Genomic DNA, 19436 nt, shown 5'->3' on the forward strand with positions numbered 1-19436 from the left:
GGTTTTTTTTAGCTTTGCCCAAAGCCATTCCAGTCTATGCTCAAATCGCTTAGCATTTCCAATTACGCACTGATCGATCAACTACACATGCAGCCCAGCAAGGGGCTGAGCATGATTACAGGCGAAACCGGTGCCGGTAAATCCATCATGCTGGGAGCCGTAGGCCTGTTGCTTGGAAATCGATCAGACACCAAAGTCCTACTTCATGAAGACAAGAAGTGCGTGGTGGAAGGAGTGTTTGAAATCGGAGAATACGGCCTTCAGGGATTTTTTGAGCAGGAAGAATTGGATTACGAAGAAACCTGCATTATCCGAAGGGAAATCAGCCCAGGGGGAAAATCCCGGTCTTTTGTGAATGACACTCCGGTTCTTTTGGATTCTTTGAAAATCCTTGGAGCCAAACTGATGGATGTTCATTCCCAACACGATACGCTTCAATTGGGAGAGGGAAGTTACCAATTGGCTTTGGTGGATGCTTTTGCACAGACCAAAGTTGAATTGGAAACCTATCGGAAAACCTTCAATGCCTTTCGAAAAGCTAAAACCCATTACGAGGAACTGAAGAAAAAAGCCCTGGAACTGCAAAAGGAAGCTGATTTCAACCAATTCCAATTGGATGAATTAAGTGCTCTGTCTTTGGTAATGGGCGAGCAGGCTGATCTTGAATCCACACAGGAAGTCCTTGAAAACGCAGAGGAGATCAAACTCAAAATCAACGAAATGCTTGCCTTGTTTCAAGAAGAGCAGTTTGGAGTAATTCAGGGAATGGGCCAGATTCTTCATGGAATGCTTGGGCTGGAACGCCTCGCACATAAATTTTCTGAGTTAAGAGAGCGGTTTCAAAGTGTCTTGATTGAAGTAAAAGATTTGGTTGATACGCTTACTGATGAGGAAAGCAAAGTGGAGATCGACTTTGAAAAGTTGGATAAAATTCGGGATCGGCTGAGCAGAATCTACCAACTTCAAAAAAAGCACGGCGCCAATTCAGTGGAGGAATTGATGAAAATCGAAAGTGATCTGGCAGACAAAGTTTTCGAGTTTCAAAACCTGGATGAAAGGCTGTCTATAGCAGAAAAAGCCTTGAAAGAAACCCAGGAAACCATGATTCAAGCTGGGGAGGTTTTGACCAAAAAACGAAAATCTTGTTTTGGTCCATTCGAAAAAGAGCTCCAAGTCTTGCTTTCCGGTCTGGGGATGGAAAACGCAAGGATTCAATTGGAGCATAAAACTGTCATGCCTTCTTCTTCCGGATTGGATGAAGTGGAATTGCTCTTTTCAGCCAACAAAGGGAGTACACCACAGGCGCTCAAGAAAGTGGCTTCCGGCGGGGAATTTTCCAGGTTGCTTTTCGCCATCAAATTTCTGATGGCAGACAAAATGGCTCTCCCAACCTTGATTTTTGATGAAATAGACACAGGCATTTCAGGAGAAGTAGCTTTGCAGATGGTAAGGATGATGAAGGAAATTGCCACCCGACATCAGGTGATTTGTATCACCCATTTGCCCCAGGTAGCAGCAAAAGGAGACCTTCATTACTTCGTTTATAAGGACAATTCCTCGGACAAAACAGTCAGTAAAATCCGGCTTTTGGCTCCTGAAGACCGGATTTCTGAGCTTGCAAAAATGATAGCCGGAGCCAATCCATCGGCCTCCGCTGTGGAGAGTGCCAGGGAGCTCTTGCTCAATTGAGCAGGGTAATCCCAAAATTTCCCTATTTTTACCTCGAATTTTTGAAATCAATCCAAAAAGCTATATGCCAGAAAATTTGCTCAAAGGAAAAGTAGGGATCATCACAGGTGCACTGGATGAAAACTCAATTGCCTGGAAAACTGCCCTGAAGGTTAAGGAACAAGGTGGAAGATTTGTTCTCACCAATGCCCCGATCGCAATGAGAATGGGTGCAATCAAAGAACTTGCAGAAGAATGCAACACCATCGTAATCCCTGCGGATGCGACAGTGGTGGAAGATATTGAGAAACTATATGCTGAGGCAAAGGAGTTTTTGGGTTCTGACTTTGATTTTTTGCTGCATTCCATCGGAATGTCCCCCAATATCCGAAAAGGACGTAACTACGGAGATCTGAATTACGAGTGGGCAATGAAGTCTTACGACGTGTCTTCTATCTCTTTCCATAAAATGATGCATGTAGCAGAGAAAATGGACGCAATGAAAGAATGGGGATCTATTGTAGGTCTGTCTTATATTGCCGCCCAACGTGTATTTCCTTTTTATACCGATATGGCTGACGCAAAAGCGCTGCTTGAAAGCATCGCCAGAAGCTACGGCTACCGCTATGGCAAATTGAAGAAGGTGAGAGTAAATACCATTTCTCAATCCCCAACCAAAACCACTGCAGGTTCAGGAATCGGAGGATTTGATTCCTTTTACAACTTTGCAGAGGCTCTATCTCCGCTGGGCAATGCTTCGGCAGAAGCTTGTGCGGATTACATTGTGACGATGTTCTCTGACTTGACCAGAATGGTTACCATGCAGAATCTTTTCCATGACGGAGGCTATTCCTACACAGGAATTTCTGAAGATATAATGGAGAAATTTAAAGATTTATAAAACCACTAATCTGTGACAGGAAAGCCTGATTGCTTGCAGTCGGGCTTTTTTTTGTGGATATCCGATCGTCTAATTTCCGTTTTTTCCTGATGCTTTTTGTCCTATCTTATTGACACGAAAAAGCCATCAATACTATGTTAAAACGAATTTTACTCACTGCTTTTGCAGGGATTGGATTGATTTTTCAGTCATTCTGCCAGATCACTCCAGCTCCGCCCAGAGCGGAAGGCGAGGGGCCTTATACCAAACTGATTATTCGCGGAGTCATCCTAGTTGACGGGACAGGTGCACCGCCAGTTGGCCCGGTGGATATTGTTGTTGAAAAGAACCGAATCACCCAGATCCAAACTGTAGGCTATCCCGGTCTTCCTATCAGTGAAAACCGACGTCCCAAGGCTGATGAAAACACAAAGGTTCTGGATTTGGAAGGCCATTACCTGCTTCCAGGGTTTGTGGATAGTCACGGACATATTGGAGGAACTGGACAGGGTACTCCTGCCGAGTACGTATATAAACTCTGGATGGCTCACGGCATCACAACCATTAAGGATCCCTCAGCCGGTAATGGATTGGATTGGGTTTTGGATCAGAAAAAGAAATCCCTTGCCAATGAAATAACGGCTCCGAGGATACTCGCTTACACTTCTTTTGGTCAGAAATCCGAGAAGCCCATCACTACTGCTGAACAGGCCAAGGCCTGGGTCAATGAAAACAAAGCCAAAGGTGCCGATGGCATTAAGTTTTTTGGGGCGAAACCTGAAGTCATGGAAGTGGCAATCGCCGAAAACAAAAGAATCGGACTTCGATCCATCATGCACCATCAGCAACTGGACGTTGCCAGATGGAATGTCCTGAATTCAGCCCGAGCCGGCCTGACATCTATGGAGCATTGGTATGGTTTGCCGGAAGCACTTTTTGAAAATCAGACTATCCAAAATTTCCGTCTGGATTACAATTATCAAAATGAGCAGCACAGATTTGCCGAAGCGGGAAAACTCTGGAAACAAGCTGCCCCACCTTATTCAGATCATTGGAACAAAGTAATGAATGAATTGCTTGAGCTCGATTTTACTCTGGATCCGACTTTTAATATCTATGAAGCTAACCGGGATCTGATGAGAGCCCGCACCCAAGAGTGGCATGCAGTGTATACGCTTCCCTCACTTTGGAAATTCTATGCGCCAAGCCGACAATCCCATGGATCGTATTGGTTTGACTGGACCACAGAGGAGGAAGTTTTGTGGAAAGAAAACTACCGCCTTTGGATGACTTTTGTGAATGAATACAAAAACCGTGGTGGCCGGGTTACAGCCGGATCTGACTCAGGGTTTATCTACCAGTTGTATGGATTTGCTTATATCCGGGAGTTGGAATTGTTGAGAGAGGCAGGGTTTCATCCATTGGAGGTGATCCGCTCGGCAACGATGTATGGTGCTGAGGCTTTGGGTATGGAAAAAGAAATCGGGACTGTTGAAGTAGGTAAATTGGCTGATTTTGTGATTTTGGAAGAAAATCCACTTCAGAACCTTAAAGTCCTCTACGGTACGGGTGCTATAAGAATCAACGAAAACAATGAACCGGTCCGGGTTGGTGGGGTCAAATACACCGTCAAAGACGGAATCGTGTATGATGCCAAAAAAATGCTGGAGGATGTCCGCAAAATCGTGGATGAGCAAAAAGCAAAGGATGGTGCTAAAATCACCCAACCAGGTTTGGATTGGGAATAAGTCTGAAAATTTGAACTTATCGATGGAGAATGGGAGAAATTTAAACCTCCCGTTCTTTATTTTTTATATTCACTATTCAACCCGATATTCATTCATTTTTATGCCTACCATCCAAGCCAACGGAGTCAAGCTTTTCTATGTTGAAAAAGGGTCCGGAAATGAGACAATCGTTTTTTCACATGGGCTTCTTTGGAGTCATCGGATGTTTCAAGCTCAGATTGATTTTTTGAGTAAAAACTACCGGGTCATCGCCTATGATCACCGAGGGCAAGGGCAAAGTGAAGTCAAGGGACCATTCGACCTGGAGACTGTAGCTGAAGATTCCGCTGCACTGATCACGGAACTTTCCCAAGGTCCGGTACATTTTGCGGGACTTTCTATGGGTGGATTTGTCGGAATGAGACTTGCGGCCCGGCATCCTAAATTGATCAAAAGTCTTATTTTGTTGGAAACCTCAGCCAATTCTGAACCGGTCGAAAATCTCCCAAAATACAAAACCTTGAATGGTATTGTGAAATGGCTGGGAGTCATTCCTCCCGTTGCCAGCAAAGTGATGCATATCATGTTTGCGGAGAGTTGGCTCTCAAATGCAGCCAATACCGCTTCCATTAAATATTGGAAAAAGGAATTGGCTTCAAATAAAAAGACCATCACCGGACCGGTTGAGGGGGTGATTTACAGGAAAGGAATTGAAGACGAATTATCTAAAATCTCCTGCCCAACCCTGATAATTGTCGGTGACGAAGATGTGGCCACCAAACCTGAAAAAGCCAAATACATTCAGATGGCCATCACAGGGGCGAGTTTGCAATTGATTTCAGGAGCAGGACACAGTTCTTGCATCGAGAAGCCTGAAATTGTTAATGATTTATTGGCAGAATGGCTCAAGGAAAGGACATAGATGGAATCCTTTTTTGGATTGAGGAGAAAGTGCGGGTTACAGAGATCCAATTAACAGGAGTAAAGGCAAAGGTGAAGTTGACGTGTTGGATCTTTTCTTAGTTTTTGTGTGATTTTGCCAAGTGGATTTTGGTTTTATTTTTTAGCCGGTATATCCATTTTTTGCTTCAATTGGGCCATTTTTTAGATTCGAAGTGATTAAGCATCAAAGTTTTTATGATTTTTCTTTTGGCATGTGAAACCTTTTTTTACATTTGTATGTATATACATTAAAATCAATTGTAAATAAAATGGGCAAGATCGAAGATGCTATTCAGCAGAAAGAATTCAAAGATCAGTTTAACAAAGCCGTGGTGAATCTGATTTTCACGCATAGTTATTTGGTGACTGCTCAGAGTGTGCTGTTCAAGCCCCATGATCTTTCTCCTGAGCAATACAATGTCTTGAGAATATTGAAAGGTCAGAACGGAGTGCCCACGACGGTGTCCTCCATTCAAGATCGCATGCTGAACAAAATGTCCAATGCTTCCCGTCTGGTAGAAAAACTGAAGATGAAAGGTCTTGTCGAAAGAAATGAATGTCCGGCGGATCGGAGGCAAGTGGATATCCTGATTACAGAGAAAGGGCTTGAATTGCTGAAAACGATTCAAAAGCAAGTGGAGGAAAGTAACGTCCAATATATCAATCTGACGAATGACGAGGCGATCCAGCTCAATGATTTGTTGGACAAGCTGAGGGGTTAAAAAAATTTAGACAAATAAATGTCTATACAAATAATGTGAACACAAATTAATTTTCAAAAACAAATAAATAAGACCAATTATGAGCACTACAAAATGGAGTATCGACACAACTCACTCAGAAGTATCTTTCAAAGTGAAGCACTTGGTGATTTCAACTGTTACAGGTTTTTTCAAGGAATTTGAAGGAGCTGCAGAATCTGCCAATGACGATTTCGAAGGAGCAAAAGTGAGCTTTGCCGCAGAAGTAAACAGCATCAATACCAATCAGAAAGACCGGGATGCGCACTTGAAATCTGCGGATTTCTTTGATGCAGAGAATTATCCTAAATTGACTTTCTCTGGAAATGTCACCAAAGTAGGCGGCGAGCACAAGCTGGTTGGCGAACTGGAAATCCGGGGAAATAAGAAGGAAGTAGAACTTGATGTGGAGTTTGGCGGAGTAGTGGCTGATCCTTGGGGACAGACCAAAGCCGGATTTGAGATCGAAGGCAAAATTTCCCGAAAAGAGTTTGGTTTGACTTGGTCTGCAGTGACCGAAGCAGGAAGTGTGGTGGTCAGTGATCAAGTAAGATTGCATCTGAGCGTCCAGCTGGTCAAACAACCAGTAGAAGTTTCCGAAGAAGCTATAGCGTAACTAACGAAAGCTGCCTTCGGGCAGCTTTTTTTAACCCAAAAAAGAAAGGAACAACCATGAAACCATTAATCACCGGCATCCATCACATCACAGCGATTGCCGGAAATCCTCAACAGAATGTCGATTTCTACTCCGGAATCTTGGGATTGAGGTTGGTGAAGAAGACCATCAACTTTGATGCTCCCGACGTCTATCACTTTTATTTTGGTGATGAGTTGGGCAGACCGGGGACGGTTTTCACTACTTTCCCGTTCACAGGCGCAAGAAAAGGCTCCAAAGGAACGGGGGAGCTGACTTATACGGCCTTTTCCATCGGGAAAGATTCATTGGACTATTGGATAGAGCGTTTGAAGAAATTCGGAATCACGATTTCGGATGTTCAAACCAGATTTGGAGAAAGGCTGGTCCGATTTGAAGACCATGACAGCATGGGAATAGAGCTTGTTGCCAATGATCAGGATGACCGGCCGGGATGGACTTATGGTCATATTCCGGCACAGCATTCGATCAGAGGATTCTATGGAGCGACATTGAATCTTCGTGCCAAAGAACTGACGGAGCAGCTTTTGACCCGTCACATGGACTACCGATTGATAGGTCAGGAAGGCGAAAGATTTCGATACGGAACCCAAGGGAAGCCGGGTGATATCGTTGATATTGTCATCGACAAGTCCGGAAACCGTGGTGTACAAAGTGCTGGAACGATCCACCACATTGCGTTCCGAACTGCAAATGCCACTTCTCAGCTAGCAATTCAAGAAATCTTGATGCAAAATGGATACATGGTAACCGAGGTCAAGGACCGAAACTACTTCAAGTCAATCTATTTCCGAGAGCCGGGAGGAGTTTTGTTTGAGGTGGCTACGGATGAACCCGGTTTTGCGATTGATGAAGATGAGGCACATTTGGGAGAATTGATTAAGCTACCGGAATGGGCTGAGCCAAGCAGGGAAAAGATCGAAAAGAATTTGACCCCAGTTAAACTGGATATCGAAGCTTATGCTTGAGATAAAGAGAAAAGGGCTTCCGTTGTCCGAGGCAAAAAAGGCAATAATCATGATTCATGGTCGTGGTGCAACCGCTGAAAGTATTCTTTCGCTCGTTCCCCACCTCAATTTGACCGATTATGCAATTTTGGCACCTCAGGCGAACGGAAATTCCTGGTATCCGTTTGGGTTTATGGCTTCTGATGAGGGCAATAAAGTTGCGCTTGAAAATTCCCTGAAGGTTCTAAAAGAAGTTTGGGACGAAATTCTTTATTCAGGCATTGCTCCAGAAAACGTAGTTGTTCTTGGTTTTTCACAGGGAGCTTGCTTGAGCCTGGAGTTTTCGGCTCGGAATGCTCAAAAAATGGGTGGAATCGTAGCATTTACCGGAGGATTGATCGGTGAAAAACTGAAGCCTGAAAATTATTCAGGTGATTTTCAGGGAACTTCCATATACATCGGTAGCAGTGAACGTGATTTTCACGTCTCTGCCAAAAGGATCACCGATTCGGCAGATTTGCTCCGCAAAATGGGGGCTGAGATAAAAGTAGAATTATTTGATGACCCGGATCACACGATCAGGGAAGAAGAAATAAACTGGGTAAACCAAAAGATTTTCTTGTAAGGTCTATTTAGTTTAAAAAGTCCCCGGCAGGTTGCCGGGGTATTTTTTTGCTTGATTCATTGAAAGCCACTCAAAAATCAGCTTAAGTCTGCGATGAAAGGCTTCAATTTTGGCTTAATAATTATTTTGTAAGTGACTGAAAATAAACAAAATGGCATCTATATTTGAAATTTACTTAATGTATTGAGTAAATTTACTCAGTACATTGAGTAAAATGGAAATGACTTACCAGAGGCCTGAAAAAATCCAGATTCAAAACCGACTCCAGCATGAGCCCCGCAGGTTTATCCAGGTGATTTATGGCCCTCGCCAAGTCGGCAAGACAACCTTGGCCCGTCAGGTAATCCGAGATTTGAATATTCCCCATTCCCTGGAGGCTGCAGATGCGGTGCCTGCCAGTGATCAGGTATGGATTGCACAGCAATGGGAAAATGCCCGGGCAAAGCAGCAGCTTTCGTCCGAGACTCCCTACCTCTTGGTCATCGATGAAGTGCAAAAGATCGACAACTGGAGTGAGCAGGTCAAAGCCGAGTGGGATCGGGATACGATGGAAGAGCGGGACATTCGGGTGATCTTGCTTGGATCTTCGCGATTGATGCTTCAGCAGGGATTGACAGAGTCCTTGGCTGGGAGATTCGAGGCGATGTATTTGGGACATTGGTCGTATGGTGAAATGAAGGAAGCCTTCGGTCTCAGTCCCGAAGAATACATCTGGTATGGAGGATATCCCGGCGCGATTGCGCTTAAAGAAGACGAAGATCGCTGGAAAAGCTACGTGCGGGATTCCCTACTCGAAACCAGTATTTCCAGGGATATCCTGATGCTGACCCGAGTCGACAAGCCGGCACTGATGAAGCGGCTGTTTGAGATTGGGTCGGCCTATTCCGGTCAGGTGCTCAGCTTCACCAAAGTGATGGGTCAACTTGCCGATGCCGGCAATACAACTACGCTGTCCAATTACCTGGAACTGCTCAATGAAGCCGGGTTGTTGGGAGGGCTGGAAAAATACAGCCCCAATCTGGTCCGCAAGAGATCTTCCAGTCCCAAATTCATGGTGCATAATACCGCCATCATGTCCGGAATTTCCAATGAGACCTTTGAAACACTGCAGGCAGATCACAAAGCCTGGGGCCGATGGGTGGAGTCCGCTGTCGGAGCACATCTGCTCAATCAGTCTTTCAAAGACAAAAAAATTTCCATCTACTATTGGAGGGAGGGAAATGATGAGGTGGATTTTGTGGTCGAATACAAAAAGCGCATCATTGCTTTGGAGGTGAAAACTTCTAAAGTTGGGGGTCTGAGCGGAAAGAATGCTTTTGTCAAGACCTACAAACCGGAAAAGGCCCTGGTCATCGGCACGGATGGGATTCCTTGGGAAGACTTCCTTCAGATGGATATTGTGAGTTTGTATTCCTAAAAGACAGTCATTTTGGCTGTCTTTTTCGCTTAATAATTGTTTTGTAAATACCTGTAAATCAATAATTAAAACCACTTTTTTTAAATTTACTCAATGTAATGAGTAAAATTACTCAATAAGATAAGTAAATCGGATTTCATGTATTTTTTTCGAGATTTGGAGAATTTGTTCCCGCATATTTTCGCAGAAAAAGACACAGATTTCTTGAATAACTAGCGCAAGTCTTTCGACTTGTGCTTAGGATAATGCAGTCTTTGGACTGTCTCAATCATAGATTAATAGTTAAACAGCAGTCTGAAGACTGCATTACAGTGGTCCAAGTCAGAAGACTTGAACCATTCTGGGTCCTAAAGCTTGAACCAAATGATCTGCGGGAATTTTCTTCTTGTGCCTTAGTGCCTTTGTGGCGAACCTTTCTTAATACGAATAACTCACTTGCGAGCCTCGATCCGGGTCAAGTTCGATTTGGACATAGACTCCAACTTCCTGCTGGAGTTCTTCCACGTGGCTGATGATGCCGACCACGCGGTTTTCGTGCCGAAGTGCCTTGAGTGTTTCAAAAACCACTCGGAGCGAATTGCGGTCCAAGGCACCGAAGCCTTCATCGAGGAAGAAAAAACTTTGATCAGCCTGATTGAGGGCTTTTACTTTTTCTGCCAAAGCCAGTGCCAGGCAAAGGGATGCCTGGAAAGTCTGTCCTCCGGATAGTGTTTTGAGAAGCCGCTTTTTCCCGCCGTTCAGATAATCCATTACCCAAAAGGTGTTGTCCTCGTCAATTTCCAGACTCAGGCTGTTTTTGGTGAGCTTCATAAATCGCAAATTGGCAGTATTGCAGAGCTCACGGAGGTAAATTGAACTGACGTATTTGACAAAACCTTTGCCTTGGAAAAGTCTGTCTAGCTCTCGGAGATTGCTTTCCCGGTATTCGGTTTTGGAAAACGCTTTGAGCAAAACAATTTTGTCGGCCAACTTTTGGGTAAAGGTTTTGATGTCTTCCTGAAGTAAAATCAGTGCTTCCTGGATTTCCAAAGCAGCGGTTTTGAAGATTTGGAGTTCGTCTCTGAGCCTTTGAAAATTATCCTCCGAGAAAGCCTCAACTCCAACCTCTGCCTTCAATTCCGCAATTCGGGAAAGCGTGTTGGAGAGTTTTTGGTCGAATTGTCGGATTTCCAGATCGGCTTTTTCTGCATCGATGGAATGGTGGAAAATCCGGATTAAAGCTTCTTCATCGGTAAATCCGTACTCGATTTTGAGCTTTTCAAAATCAGCTCCGAACCCTGCTACATTTACTTCCAGCTCTCGCACCCTGTTTTGGAAATTTTCCAAATCAGACAGGTTTTTTATCTGTTCTGCCCGCTTTTCCTGAAGGTGTTTTTGCATGCCATTGAGCAGTTTCACTGCATCTTCTATGTCTTTGGTGACATTGGAGATCATGGTGCGGATCGCTTCGGTTTCTTTGGAAAAGAAAGGAAGGCAAAATGTTGGATCCTTGATTTCCTCTTTTTTGCTTCTGATCTGAGTAAGCCAAGTCTGATGAATCAGTTGCGCTTGTTGGAGTAATTTTTCCGCTTTTTCCATTGCTTCTCGGCCGAATTGCCAGCCTTTTCGTAGGCTTTGGATTTCTTTCAGGAGGTTTTCCCGGTATGTGCTGGACTCACTTAGGATTTGAATTTGAGCATCCAGTTTGGTCAAATCCGCCACTTCCAAGTCGTTCAATCTGGCCGAAAGCGCATTCAGTTGAGTTTCGTAATTCTGGATTTCTGTGACCTTTTCTTTGCCATTTCTTCGTTGGTTTTCCAGATGAATTCCCAGTTCATTTTGCTTCTGAATCAGCGAAAGGATTTGTTCCAAGTAGTCCTTTTCCTTTTGGATGGAAAGTTCTTTTTCGCGGATTTCCCGAAGGTCAGCTTCTGCCTTGATCGGATCCGGATGATGTGTTGATCCGCAAAAGGGACAGGGTTCGCCTGGAATCAACAGGTGTGCATGTGCATTCAAGCCTTGTTTTCTCAGCACCTTTTCCCGCTCCGATTCCAATTCGTGAATTCTCGCTTTTTGACTTTTCGCCCAAGTCTCCAGGTTTTTTTCATCCGCAGGTATTTTCCCAAGAATAGCTTCCAATTGGGCAGAAATGGACTTTTCTTCATTCAGAAACGCTGTTTGGATTCGTTTGAGGTCGCTGAGTTTTGTCTGCCAGAGGCTCAGATCGCGGGTAGCACTTTTGAGTTCGGAAAGCAAATTGGCATCGGGATTGGCAGATGTTTCCAGCTTTTCTTCCAATTCAGCAAGCTGTTTTTCCTGGGTTTTGAGACTTGATTTTTTCTCGTCGATTTCAGGTTGGAGCGTTTCCAGAGATTTGCTGGATTCCCGGAGTTTTTCTTCGAGTTCCTTGATTTCAATCACTTTTTTCAGATCCCGAATCTTGGCTTCCCTTGCGGAACGTTCCTCGTTTTTCTTGACCAGTTCTTTTGCCTCTTCCTCTAGATCTTCCACTTCTTTTCGGAAGGTGATTTTAAACCGCTCGCAGTTGGTGACACTGACGCGATTCTTCTCCAGGTCTTTTTTGGCATCGTTGAGTCTATCCCACACCGGCCGTAAATATGTTTTGGCGGTGATAAATTCCCTGTGAACTTGCCTTTTTACCTCGATTTCAGATTTCCGGTTTTCCAATTCCGTCAAGACCAGCTTTTGCTCCAGAAGTTGCAAGTAGGATTTTCTGATGAGTTCCATTTGTCGAAAATCCGATTCGGATTTTTTCAGCTTCTGATCGGCTTCTTCATTTTGATTTTTCAGTTCCGCGAATTGAGACTTTCTGTTATTCAGACCATCTTCGGAGATGTCTAAAAGTCCATTGAGCTGGGTTTCCAGACGGATTTTTTCCTCCCTGGCTATTTTGAGCAAACTGCTTGTTTTGAATGAAAGATCAAACCGCTCCAAGCCAAACAGCTGCTGCATCATCTCCGCCCTTGGTCCTGGTGTTAGGTCTATGAATTCCCGGAATTTCCCTTGAGGAATAATCACCGTTTGTTTGAAGTGCTCTTTTCGCATGCCGATCAACTGCTCCGCGTTTTGGTCGGTAGCTTCCCAAGTTCCATTTCTCCAGGTGTAAAAAGTATGCTCTCCGGTATCGATTTTCTCTCGGTCCTTTTTGTTCCGCTTGGCGGAATAGCGGGCGAGATAGGTCTGGGCGTTGTTTTTTCCGGCACGGAAAGTAAAATTGATCAGTAACTGGTCACTTTGCAGATTGACCATGCTGGAGCGCTCGCCTGTTGCGGCCAAACGTTCGGTACTGCCATAGAGCGCAAGAAGGATCCCCTCCAAAATAGAAGACTTGCCGCTGCCCACAGCTCCAAAAATCCCGAACAAGCCGGCTGCTGTCAGTTGGTCAAACTCCACGGTTTGTTTTTCCCGATAGGAGTAAAGTCCTTCGATTTCCAGTCGTACAGGGATCATGCGGGGTCGTTTTGGCTAATGATTTCTTTGAAAAGGATGAGGATTTCCGGGTTGGGCTCTTGCCCTTTTTCACTTTGGTAAAACATCCGAAACAGACTTTCGACGTCTTTGCTCAGGTCATCCACATGAAGCTGAAAAGATTCCTGACCAGCAGGATTTTTGATTTGGGGAATCAGGCTGACGATGCCATCGTGCGCCTTCATGATTGCTTTTCGGGTCGAAGCGTCGATTGATTCCTCGGTTTCGTAGGTGATTTCGACAAAGCAATAGGGATTATCTTCCAGCCATTGAAGGGTTTCGGGAAGGTTGTCAAATTTCTTGCGAATCAGCGGACGTCCCTGCTTCAGACCGATTGGACGGAAGAAGGCCGGTTTTCCGGGTTCAGCTTCGATGATGACCACTTTTTTTTCCTGTTCGGCTTCGCTGAATGAATATGCCAAAGGCGAGCTTGAATACACCACCGGGATAGTGTCATGACTGACTGCATGGTATCGGTGCAAATGTCCCAGAGCTGCGTATTGGATTTGATTTGGGATATTCTGGGTGAAAAGTGCCTGAGTCCCGCCCACATGGAGGATAGGGCGCTCAGATTCGGGTTCGGCTTCTGGTTTTTCACCTTCCCTGGTAAAGAAGAAGTGTCCGGCAAAGAGATTAACGCCGGTTTCATCGCAATATTTATTTGCGATTTGTTTCCATTTGTTTGCCAAAATAGAACGGAATTCCGCTTCCCTATTTTCCTCGCCCAGATAGGTGCGCAAACTGACCTCATTGGCATAGGGAGCGAGAAGAATCCGTGTCGGGAAATTGAATTTCGGCAATTTCAGTTCAAGAAAACCACTTTCTGACTGGGTGATTTCCGTCCCAGAGTCCAGTTTCCCAATAGGAATCACCGTGTCAAAACGGCTGTAAAAGAGGATCCCCAGTTCCCGTGCAAGTGGATCTGGTGCCTCGACAAACTGTGTGCTGTCGTGATTACCCGAGATGGCAACAATAGGACGGGTACCGTTTTTGGATAATCTGCGGAGGGTTTTATAGAGGAGCTCGACCGCTTCGTGGGTTGGATTGAAGGTGTCGAAAATGTCTCCTGCAAGAAGTATGAGGTCGACATCTTGCTGATCGGCGATCTGGCAGATTTCGTCCAATACGAGCTTTTGCTCCTCGAGGCGGGAATATTCCTGAAGGCGCTTTCCGAGATGCCAGTCTGCAGTATGGAGGATTTTCATTTTTGTCAACAGTCAACAGTCAGCAGTCCACAGCAGCGGGAAATAAGTTTGAGGTCTTCAAAAAAATTCAGGCTGTAGGATTGACTAAACATTATTCACTAAGATAAGCCAAGGCAAAGCTTCCTCCAAGAGAAGATTGGTGGCTTGTCAGGAATTGGCATTTTTATTGAAAAGCAGGGAGGATATGCTAGATTCGGAAATGGTGAGAAAAGTAATCCTGCTTATTTGCCTGATGGTGATTGGTTTTTCGGCTGCCGCACAGGTGGATTCTTTGCTCATTCAAGAGGGGACGGCGAGTTTTTACGGTAAGAAATTTCATGGTCGCCGGACTGCCAGTGGGGAGATATTTCATTTGGACAGTATGACTGCGGCACACAAGAGCTTACCCTTAGATACCTGGGTGCGAGTAATCAACAAAAAGAATAAACTAGAAGTAGTAGTCCGGATCAATGATCGACTTCCGTCTTATTCCAAGCGACAGATTGATGTCTCCCGAGCGGCTGCAGAACGGATCGAGATGGTCCGTGATGGACTTGCAAACGTACGGATCGAAGCAGTGGATCTCGACCAACTCGAAAAACTGGTTGAATATTTTGCGGATAAAGAGCATCCCGGATTGAGAATCAGGCCTTATTACCAAGGGGTTGTGGTAAATTCTAGGGAGTTGGATCTGAGTTTATTAAAATTTGATTCTAAAAAATTAGAAAATTTTTGATCTGGCAATCAATAAGATTTAAGAGGAATTAGTAATACCAAGAACTACCCTTACATTTTTCAATAGATGGGGCCAGTATGCTCTACAGAAAATCTAGGTAAGCACCGAAACCTGGATTTATAAGGGAAATTAGTAAACTCAGCTAAAAAAAAATCCCGAACATTTCGATTTTGTCCGGGATGTTAAATCTCAAAATTCATACCTCAAATCAAACCTTATCTGGATCCGGATGCACATAAGGTGATCGGTAGGGTCTTTTCAGGAGAGCGGTGGCCTCGGGATCGTTGAGGACGGTTCTCGTCTTGGGATCGTATTTCAATGTTCGGCCACCCAGATCCATCGAGATATTGGCCAGGATACAGGCAGCGGTAGAAATATGGCCTTCTTCAATATCTGCCACAGGAAGAGAATTTGTCTCGATCGATGACAGCCAATTCTTCATGTGAAATCGGGTCGCCGGAGCAGCATTCAGTTCGATATCGGGTTCATTCACATCTTCGGGGTATTTCTCCCGCTCGAAAAGACATTCGAAATGGATTGGTTTTTCGTCTTTGCTGAGCGGGGTATAATCTGCTTGCATGGTACTTCCCGCTAGCATTCCCTTGTCTCCGAAAATCTTAAATGCCCAAGGATAGGTCGCGTCATCGGGATTGCCCCAGGTTCGGTGCTGCCAAACGACATTCAGTTCCGGGTATTCGAAGATGGCGGACTGGGTGTCTGAGATATTCGATTTCCCTTCTTTTTGCACATAGATTCCACCAGTAGAGGTGATTTGAGTTGGCCAGCCGAGCTTCAGCATCCAGCGCACAGTATCCAGCATGTGTACGCACATATCGCCAGTGATTCCATTTCCGTATTCGATGAAAGTTCTCCACCAGCGCTTGTGAGGGATGCCGTCGTAAGGTCGCAGCGGAGCTGGACCGGTCCAAAGCTCATAATTGAAAAAATCAGGGACTTGCTCCACTGGAGGATTTCCGTTGGCACGCATGTGATAATAGCAGCAAACTTCCACATGGGAAATTTTACCCAACTTTCCGGCATCGATGATTTGTTCTTTGGCATCGATCAAATGCGGAGTGCTTTTTCGCTGGGTTCCAACCTGGACCTTCTTATTGTACTTTCGCGCAGCGGCCACCATCGCCTCTCCCTCGATCACGTCCACCGAAATCGGCTTTTGGACGTAGACATGCGCTCCGGCTTTGAGCGCATCGATACACTGAAGAGCATGCCAATGATCCGGAGATCCAATCAGCACAAATTCCGGCTTTTCTTTAGCCAGCAGTTCCTTGTAGTCTTCGTAAAGAGCGGGGATTTTTCCTGACTTTTGACGGGTGGCCACCATTTCTCCGGCGGCTTTGAGCATGTTTTTGTCCGGATCGCAAAGTCCGACAACTTCAACGTCAGCCACTTGGATCAGGCGAAACAGGTCGGATTTGCCATACCAACCTGCACCTATCAGTGCGACTTGGAGTGGGCCTTCCCGGTCTTTGAAATCCATGCCTAAAAGGCCAAAACTTGCCAGTGTGGCCAAGGCAGAGGAGCCTTTCAAAAAATCTCTTCTGTTGAGTGTATTCATTGATTTAGGGTTTGAGGTTAATTGGTCTCTTAAGATACAAAAACACAAACCCTTAGCAATAGGAATTGGATAAGTGGCGAAGTGGTTGGCTACGGAGTTTCAAATTTCAAATTTCTAATTCTTGTGCTGAGCGTAGTCGAAGCATCAAATTTGATCCGGCTCTGGATGCACATAACCATCCCGGTACGGTCTTCTCAAAAGTGCTGTGGCTTCTTCGTCACCGATCACGATCCTAGTTTTGGGATCATAGCGCAGGGCTCTGCCTCCCAAGTCCATGGACATGTTTGCCAAGATGCAGGCAACTGTGGAAATGTGTCCCTGAAGCACATCTGCCACCGGCAACGAATTGGTATCAATGGCCTGAAGCCAGTCTTTCATCTGGGCTCTCGTGGCTGGTGCTGCATGGATTTCGATGTCTTTTTCGGTGACATCTTCGGGATATTGCTCTTTTTCCAGCAGCACGTCGTAATGAATCGGCTCCTCTTTTCCGACCGGGTAAAAATCTGCCCGCATGGGGCTTCCAGCCAGCATCCCTTTTTCTCCATAAATCTTAAAAGCCCAGGGATAATCCTTGTCCACCGGGTTGCCCCAGGTGCGGTGCTGCCAGATCACATTGAGCTCGTTGAATTCAAAGATGGCGGTCTGGGTATCGGAAATGTTTGAGATGGAGGCTTTGTCCACGTAGATCCCGCCGGAGGAAGTGACCTGCACTGGCCAGCCCAAATCCAGCATCCAGCGCACAGCATCGAGCATATGCACGCACATGTCACCGACGATGCCATTGCCGTATTCCATAAATGCCCTCCAGCCGCGGTGCAAAATCCCACGATAAGGCAGCATCGGAGCCGGGCCAGCCCATAGCTCATAGTTCAGATTTTCCGGCACAGGCATGACCTCAGGATGATTTCTGTTTCGCATGTGGTAGTAGCAGCAAACCTCCGCATGGGAGATTTTGCCGAGCTTTCCAGAGTCGATGATTTCTTGTTTTGCTTTGACCAAATGCGGTGTACTGCGTCGCTGCGTGCCGATCTGAACCTTGCGGTCGTATTTTCTGGCAGCAGCCAAAATCGCCTCGCCTTCGATCACATCTACGGAAATCGGTTTTTGCAGATACACGTGCGCGCCACTTTTCACAGCATCAATCGCCATCAGTGCATGCCAATGGTCGGGTGAGCCTATCAGGACGTATTCCGGTTTTTCCTTAGCTAAAAGCTCTTTGTAATCTTCATAAAGCACAGGCACTTTTCCTGATTTCTGGCGTGAGGCGACGAGATTTCCTGCATCTGCCAATTGCTTGCTATCCACATCACAGAGTCCCACGACTTCCACATCAGCCACCTGAATCAATCGAAAAAGGTCGGACTTGCCGTACCAGCCCGTGCCGATTAAAGCCACTTTAAGCGGGCCTTCTCTGTCTTTGAAATCCATACCCAGCAAGCCGAAACTTGCCAGGGACATCAGGGCTGCGCTTCCTTTTAAAAATTCTCTTCTGTTTAGGGGATTCATCAATTTTTTGGGTTTGAGAGGACTAGCGCATTAAATTACAAAAAGCTCGGGCTTTGCCAAGGGATTTTACCCTGAGGGCTTGTCCTACAAACAACTGGTTTGAAATCTCACTTTGAAATCCAGTTCAATTGCCGACCCTCTTGCAGCGCTTGCGTGTCCTTGGCTGTCCCTACCGCGATGCCAATGCCCATCCCTATAGGAAGGCCTAGTCCCATAAACGCCATGTTCCCCAGCGATGCTCCAAAGGCCACACCCAAGGGGATACCAAACGCAGCCATCCCAATCGCAAGCCATTGGCCTTGATAGTGGTTTTTCGCCACGATTTGGAGATCGTTTTCCAAAAGTTTTAAAATGCCGACTTGAACTGACGTGAGATGCTTGAGGAGTTCTGGGTCTGGGCTGGAAAAGTCGTTTACGCCCGCGACCATCTCGTTGATCTTTTGCTCGTGTCCGGGTGTGATTGATTTTTGCCCGATGGCGATAAGGAGCGAACTCAAGTTGTGCGCTGCTTTGGCAAGCTTGGGATTGACTTCGAAAGAAGGGCGAAAGGTTTGTGGCGTGAAAGGCATGGATGAAGATAAAAAATGGTGTCACCTGATAAAAGGAAATGATATAATTTCAAATGTTTTCCAAGTCATCTTGATCCTTTGGTCGATTGGATGCTTTTTTCGCTGTAATTAAATCGTTCTTGTGGATTGTTCGTATGGAAAGTCCTTGCTCTGCAAACACTCTTGTCTTCACAAAAGCTTCATCAAAATCCAGCCCCTTTACAGCAGTCATGATGTCAATAGCAACTGGAGATCTACCGAAGGTGAAAACATCCCATTCCTGATGGTATAAAAAGTTTTCTTCCGTCATGTCAAAAACAGGCATTCCAAACTGCGAGAAAGCTTTACAAAGCTTTTGGTAGTTCTCCTTGGTTTTTTTTACCCAAATATCAAGATCCCCGGTTGTGCGGGAATATCCATAAAGTATTACAGAGAACCCGCCGACCAAAATATAGTCAACCTTGTGCTGGTTTAGGGTGCCAATGAATTCTCTAAAATCTTCATCAAAAACATTCCCCATTAACCCCGAGATTTTGCGCTAAACGTAGTTTTATCCATTCTAGGTGGATTGTCGATATCATATCCATACGCTTTGCTATTGAGGTAGCGATGAATCTTGAGTCGTTCCTGCCAAGTAAGTTTCTGGTGTTCCTTTCCGTAATTGACCTGTTCGGAGGCACTTCTTGCTTGGAAGGCTGATCGATCCAGCTTGTATTTTTTAGGAGAGTCGTTCATGAAGATCAAGTTAGGGATTTAGACTTGGAAAAAGTAAATCCGAGGTTCCAAGTACAATATCCAAAATTGTGCTGGAACGAGT

Annotated in this window: 17 protein-coding genes; 10 read left to right on the forward strand and 7 right to left on the reverse strand. The window is 45.3% G+C overall.

The features are described from left to right. The first annotated feature begins 36 nt into the window (after nt 1–36). From recN to B0E43_RS24195, 9 genes are all read left to right on the forward strand, one after another. Nucleotides 37–1689: a DNA repair protein RecN gene (gene recN, locus B0E43_RS24155; protein ID WP_077346357.1), complete on the forward strand. Its 1653-nt coding sequence runs from the start codon at nt 37–39 to the stop codon at nt 1687–1689. Between the two features lie 64 nt (nt 1690–1753). Further along, nucleotides 1754–2569: an enoyl-ACP reductase gene (locus B0E43_RS24160; protein ID WP_077346358.1), complete on the forward strand. Its 816-nt coding sequence runs from the start codon at nt 1754–1756 to the stop codon at nt 2567–2569. A 134-nt stretch (nt 2570–2703) separates the two neighbouring features. Further along, nucleotides 2704–4296 (forward strand): amidohydrolase family protein, encoded by a 1593-nt coding sequence (locus B0E43_RS24165; RefSeq protein ID WP_077346359.1) that lies wholly within the window; start codon nt 2704–2706, stop codon nt 4294–4296. Between the two features lie 100 nt (nt 4297–4396). Beyond that, on the forward strand, nt 4397–5197 hold the full coding sequence (locus tag B0E43_RS24170) for an alpha/beta fold hydrolase (RefSeq protein WP_077346360.1): 801 nt from the start codon (nt 4397–4399) through the stop codon (nt 5195–5197). A 289-nt stretch (nt 5198–5486) separates the two neighbouring features. Continuing rightward, nucleotides 5487–5939, forward strand: a complete 453-nt coding sequence (locus B0E43_RS24175) for a MarR family winged helix-turn-helix transcriptional regulator (protein WP_077346361.1) — start codon at nt 5487–5489, stop codon at nt 5937–5939. A 79-nt stretch (nt 5940–6018) separates the two neighbouring features. After that, nucleotides 6019–6573, forward strand: coding sequence for a YceI family protein (locus B0E43_RS24180; RefSeq protein WP_077346362.1), 555 nt, complete (start codon nt 6019–6021; stop codon nt 6571–6573). A gap of 56 nt (nt 6574–6629) precedes the next feature. Then, nucleotides 6630–7580 carry a ring-cleaving dioxygenase gene (locus B0E43_RS24185; protein WP_077346363.1) on the forward strand — a complete coding sequence of 317 codons (951 nt, stop codon included), beginning with the start codon at nt 6630–6632 and terminating at the stop codon, nt 7578–7580. After that, nucleotides 7573–8184 (forward strand): alpha/beta hydrolase, encoded by a 612-nt coding sequence (locus B0E43_RS24190; protein ID WP_077346364.1) that lies wholly within the window; start codon nt 7573–7575, stop codon nt 8182–8184. The genes B0E43_RS24185 and B0E43_RS24190 overlap by 8 nt, the downstream gene beginning before the upstream one ends. Nucleotides 8185–8404: 220 nt before the next feature. Next, nucleotides 8405–9601, forward strand: a complete 1197-nt coding sequence (locus tag B0E43_RS24195; RefSeq protein WP_077346379.1) for an ATP-binding protein — start codon at nt 8405–8407, stop codon at nt 9599–9601. Nucleotides 9602–10018: 417 nt separating this feature from the next. Here B0E43_RS24195 and B0E43_RS24200 read toward each other — a convergent pair whose 3' ends face one another. Continuing rightward, the gene (locus B0E43_RS24200; protein ID WP_077346365.1) at nt 10019–13051 is read right to left on the reverse strand and encodes an SbcC/MukB-like Walker B domain-containing protein; all 3033 of its coding nucleotides are present in this window, start codon (nt 13049–13051) and stop codon (nt 10019–10021) included. Continuing rightward, nucleotides 13048–14274: an exonuclease subunit SbcD gene (locus tag B0E43_RS24205; protein WP_077346380.1), complete on the reverse strand. Its 1227-nt coding sequence runs from the start codon at nt 14272–14274 to the stop codon at nt 13048–13050. Before B0E43_RS24205 ends, B0E43_RS24200 begins: the two co-directional genes overlap by 4 nt. Before the next feature lie 184 nt (nt 14275–14458). On the opposite strand from B0E43_RS24205, the gene B0E43_RS24210 reads away from it, so the two are divergent. Then, nucleotides 14459–14989 (forward strand): septal ring lytic transglycosylase RlpA family protein, encoded by a 531-nt coding sequence (locus B0E43_RS24210; RefSeq protein ID WP_217349129.1) that lies wholly within the window; start codon nt 14459–14461, stop codon nt 14987–14989. 208 nt (nt 14990–15197) lie between these two features. On the opposite strand, the gene B0E43_RS24215 is transcribed toward B0E43_RS24210, so the two are convergent. From B0E43_RS24215 to B0E43_RS24235, 5 genes are all read right to left on the reverse strand, one after another. Beyond that, complete coding sequence (locus B0E43_RS24215) at nt 15198–16565, reverse strand: Gfo/Idh/MocA family oxidoreductase (RefSeq protein WP_077346366.1); 1368 nt, start codon at nt 16563–16565, stop codon at nt 15198–15200. Between the two features lie 144 nt (nt 16566–16709). Beyond that, nucleotides 16710–18071 (reverse strand): Gfo/Idh/MocA family protein, encoded by a 1362-nt coding sequence (locus B0E43_RS24220; protein WP_077346367.1) that lies wholly within the window; start codon nt 18069–18071, stop codon nt 16710–16712. A 107-nt stretch (nt 18072–18178) separates the two neighbouring features. Then, entirely contained in the window at nt 18179–18640 is a 462-nt protein-coding gene (locus B0E43_RS24225) for a hypothetical protein (protein WP_077346368.1), read from the reverse strand. 49 nt (nt 18641–18689) lie between these two features. Beyond that, nucleotides 18690–19139: a nucleotidyltransferase gene (locus B0E43_RS24230; protein ID WP_077346369.1), complete on the reverse strand. Its 450-nt coding sequence runs from the start codon at nt 19137–19139 to the stop codon at nt 18690–18692. Beyond that, complete coding sequence (locus B0E43_RS24235) at nt 19139–19354, reverse strand: hypothetical protein (protein ID WP_077346370.1); 216 nt, start codon at nt 19352–19354, stop codon at nt 19139–19141. Before B0E43_RS24235 ends, B0E43_RS24230 begins: the two co-directional genes overlap by 1 nt. Between the last annotated feature and the right edge of the window lie 82 nt (nt 19355–19436).

The organism is Algoriphagus sp. A40 (genome assembly GCF_002002735.1).
In the GTDB taxonomy this organism is placed as follows: domain Bacteria; phylum Bacteroidota; class Bacteroidia; order Cytophagales; family Cyclobacteriaceae; genus Algoriphagus.

What these genes read in the sequence shown, in the direction of transcription:
- recN (WP_077346357.1), top strand. Translation starts at nt 37, where the DNA reads ATGCTCAAATCGCTTAGCATTTCCAATTACGCACTGATCGATCAACTA.
- B0E43_RS24160 (WP_077346358.1), top strand. Translation starts at nt 1,754, where the DNA reads ATGCCAGAAAATTTGCTCAAAGGAAAAGTAGGGATCATCACAGGTGCA.
- B0E43_RS24165 (WP_077346359.1), top strand. Translation starts at nt 2,704, where the DNA reads ATGTTAAAACGAATTTTACTCACTGCTTTTGCAGGGATTGGATTGATT.
- B0E43_RS24170 (WP_077346360.1), top strand. Translation starts at nt 4,397, where the DNA reads ATGCCTACCATCCAAGCCAACGGAGTCAAGCTTTTCTATGTTGAAAAA.
- B0E43_RS24175 (WP_077346361.1), top strand. Translation starts at nt 5,487, where the DNA reads ATGGGCAAGATCGAAGATGCTATTCAGCAGAAAGAATTCAAAGATCAG.
- B0E43_RS24180 (WP_077346362.1), top strand. Translation starts at nt 6,019, where the DNA reads ATGAGCACTACAAAATGGAGTATCGACACAACTCACTCAGAAGTATCT.
- B0E43_RS24185 (WP_077346363.1), top strand. Translation starts at nt 6,630, where the DNA reads ATGAAACCATTAATCACCGGCATCCATCACATCACAGCGATTGCCGGA.
- B0E43_RS24190 (WP_077346364.1), top strand. Translation starts at nt 7,573, where the DNA reads ATGCTTGAGATAAAGAGAAAAGGGCTTCCGTTGTCCGAGGCAAAAAAG.
- B0E43_RS24195 (WP_077346379.1), top strand. Translation starts at nt 8,405, where the DNA reads ATGACTTACCAGAGGCCTGAAAAAATCCAGATTCAAAACCGACTCCAG.
- B0E43_RS24200 (WP_077346365.1), bottom strand. Translation starts at nt 13,051, where the DNA reads ATGATCCCTGTACGACTGGAAATCGAAGGACTTTACTCCTATCGGGAA.
- B0E43_RS24205 (WP_077346380.1), bottom strand. Translation starts at nt 14,274, where the DNA reads ATGAAAATCCTCCATACTGCAGACTGGCATCTCGGAAAGCGCCTTCAG.
- B0E43_RS24210 (WP_217349129.1), top strand. Translation starts at nt 14,459, where the DNA reads ATGCTAGATTCGGAAATGGTGAGAAAAGTAATCCTGCTTATTTGCCTG.
- B0E43_RS24215 (WP_077346366.1), bottom strand. Translation starts at nt 16,565, where the DNA reads ATGAATACACTCAACAGAAGAGATTTTTTGAAAGGCTCCTCTGCCTTG.
- B0E43_RS24220 (WP_077346367.1), bottom strand. Translation starts at nt 18,071, where the DNA reads ATGAATCCCCTAAACAGAAGAGAATTTTTAAAAGGAAGCGCAGCCCTG.
- B0E43_RS24225 (WP_077346368.1), bottom strand. Translation starts at nt 18,640, where the DNA reads ATGCCTTTCACGCCACAAACCTTTCGCCCTTCTTTCGAAGTCAATCCC.
- B0E43_RS24230 (WP_077346369.1), bottom strand. Translation starts at nt 19,139, where the DNA reads ATGGGGAATGTTTTTGATGAAGATTTTAGAGAATTCATTGGCACCCTA.
- B0E43_RS24235 (WP_077346370.1), bottom strand. Translation starts at nt 19,354, where the DNA reads ATGAACGACTCTCCTAAAAAATACAAGCTGGATCGATCAGCCTTCCAA.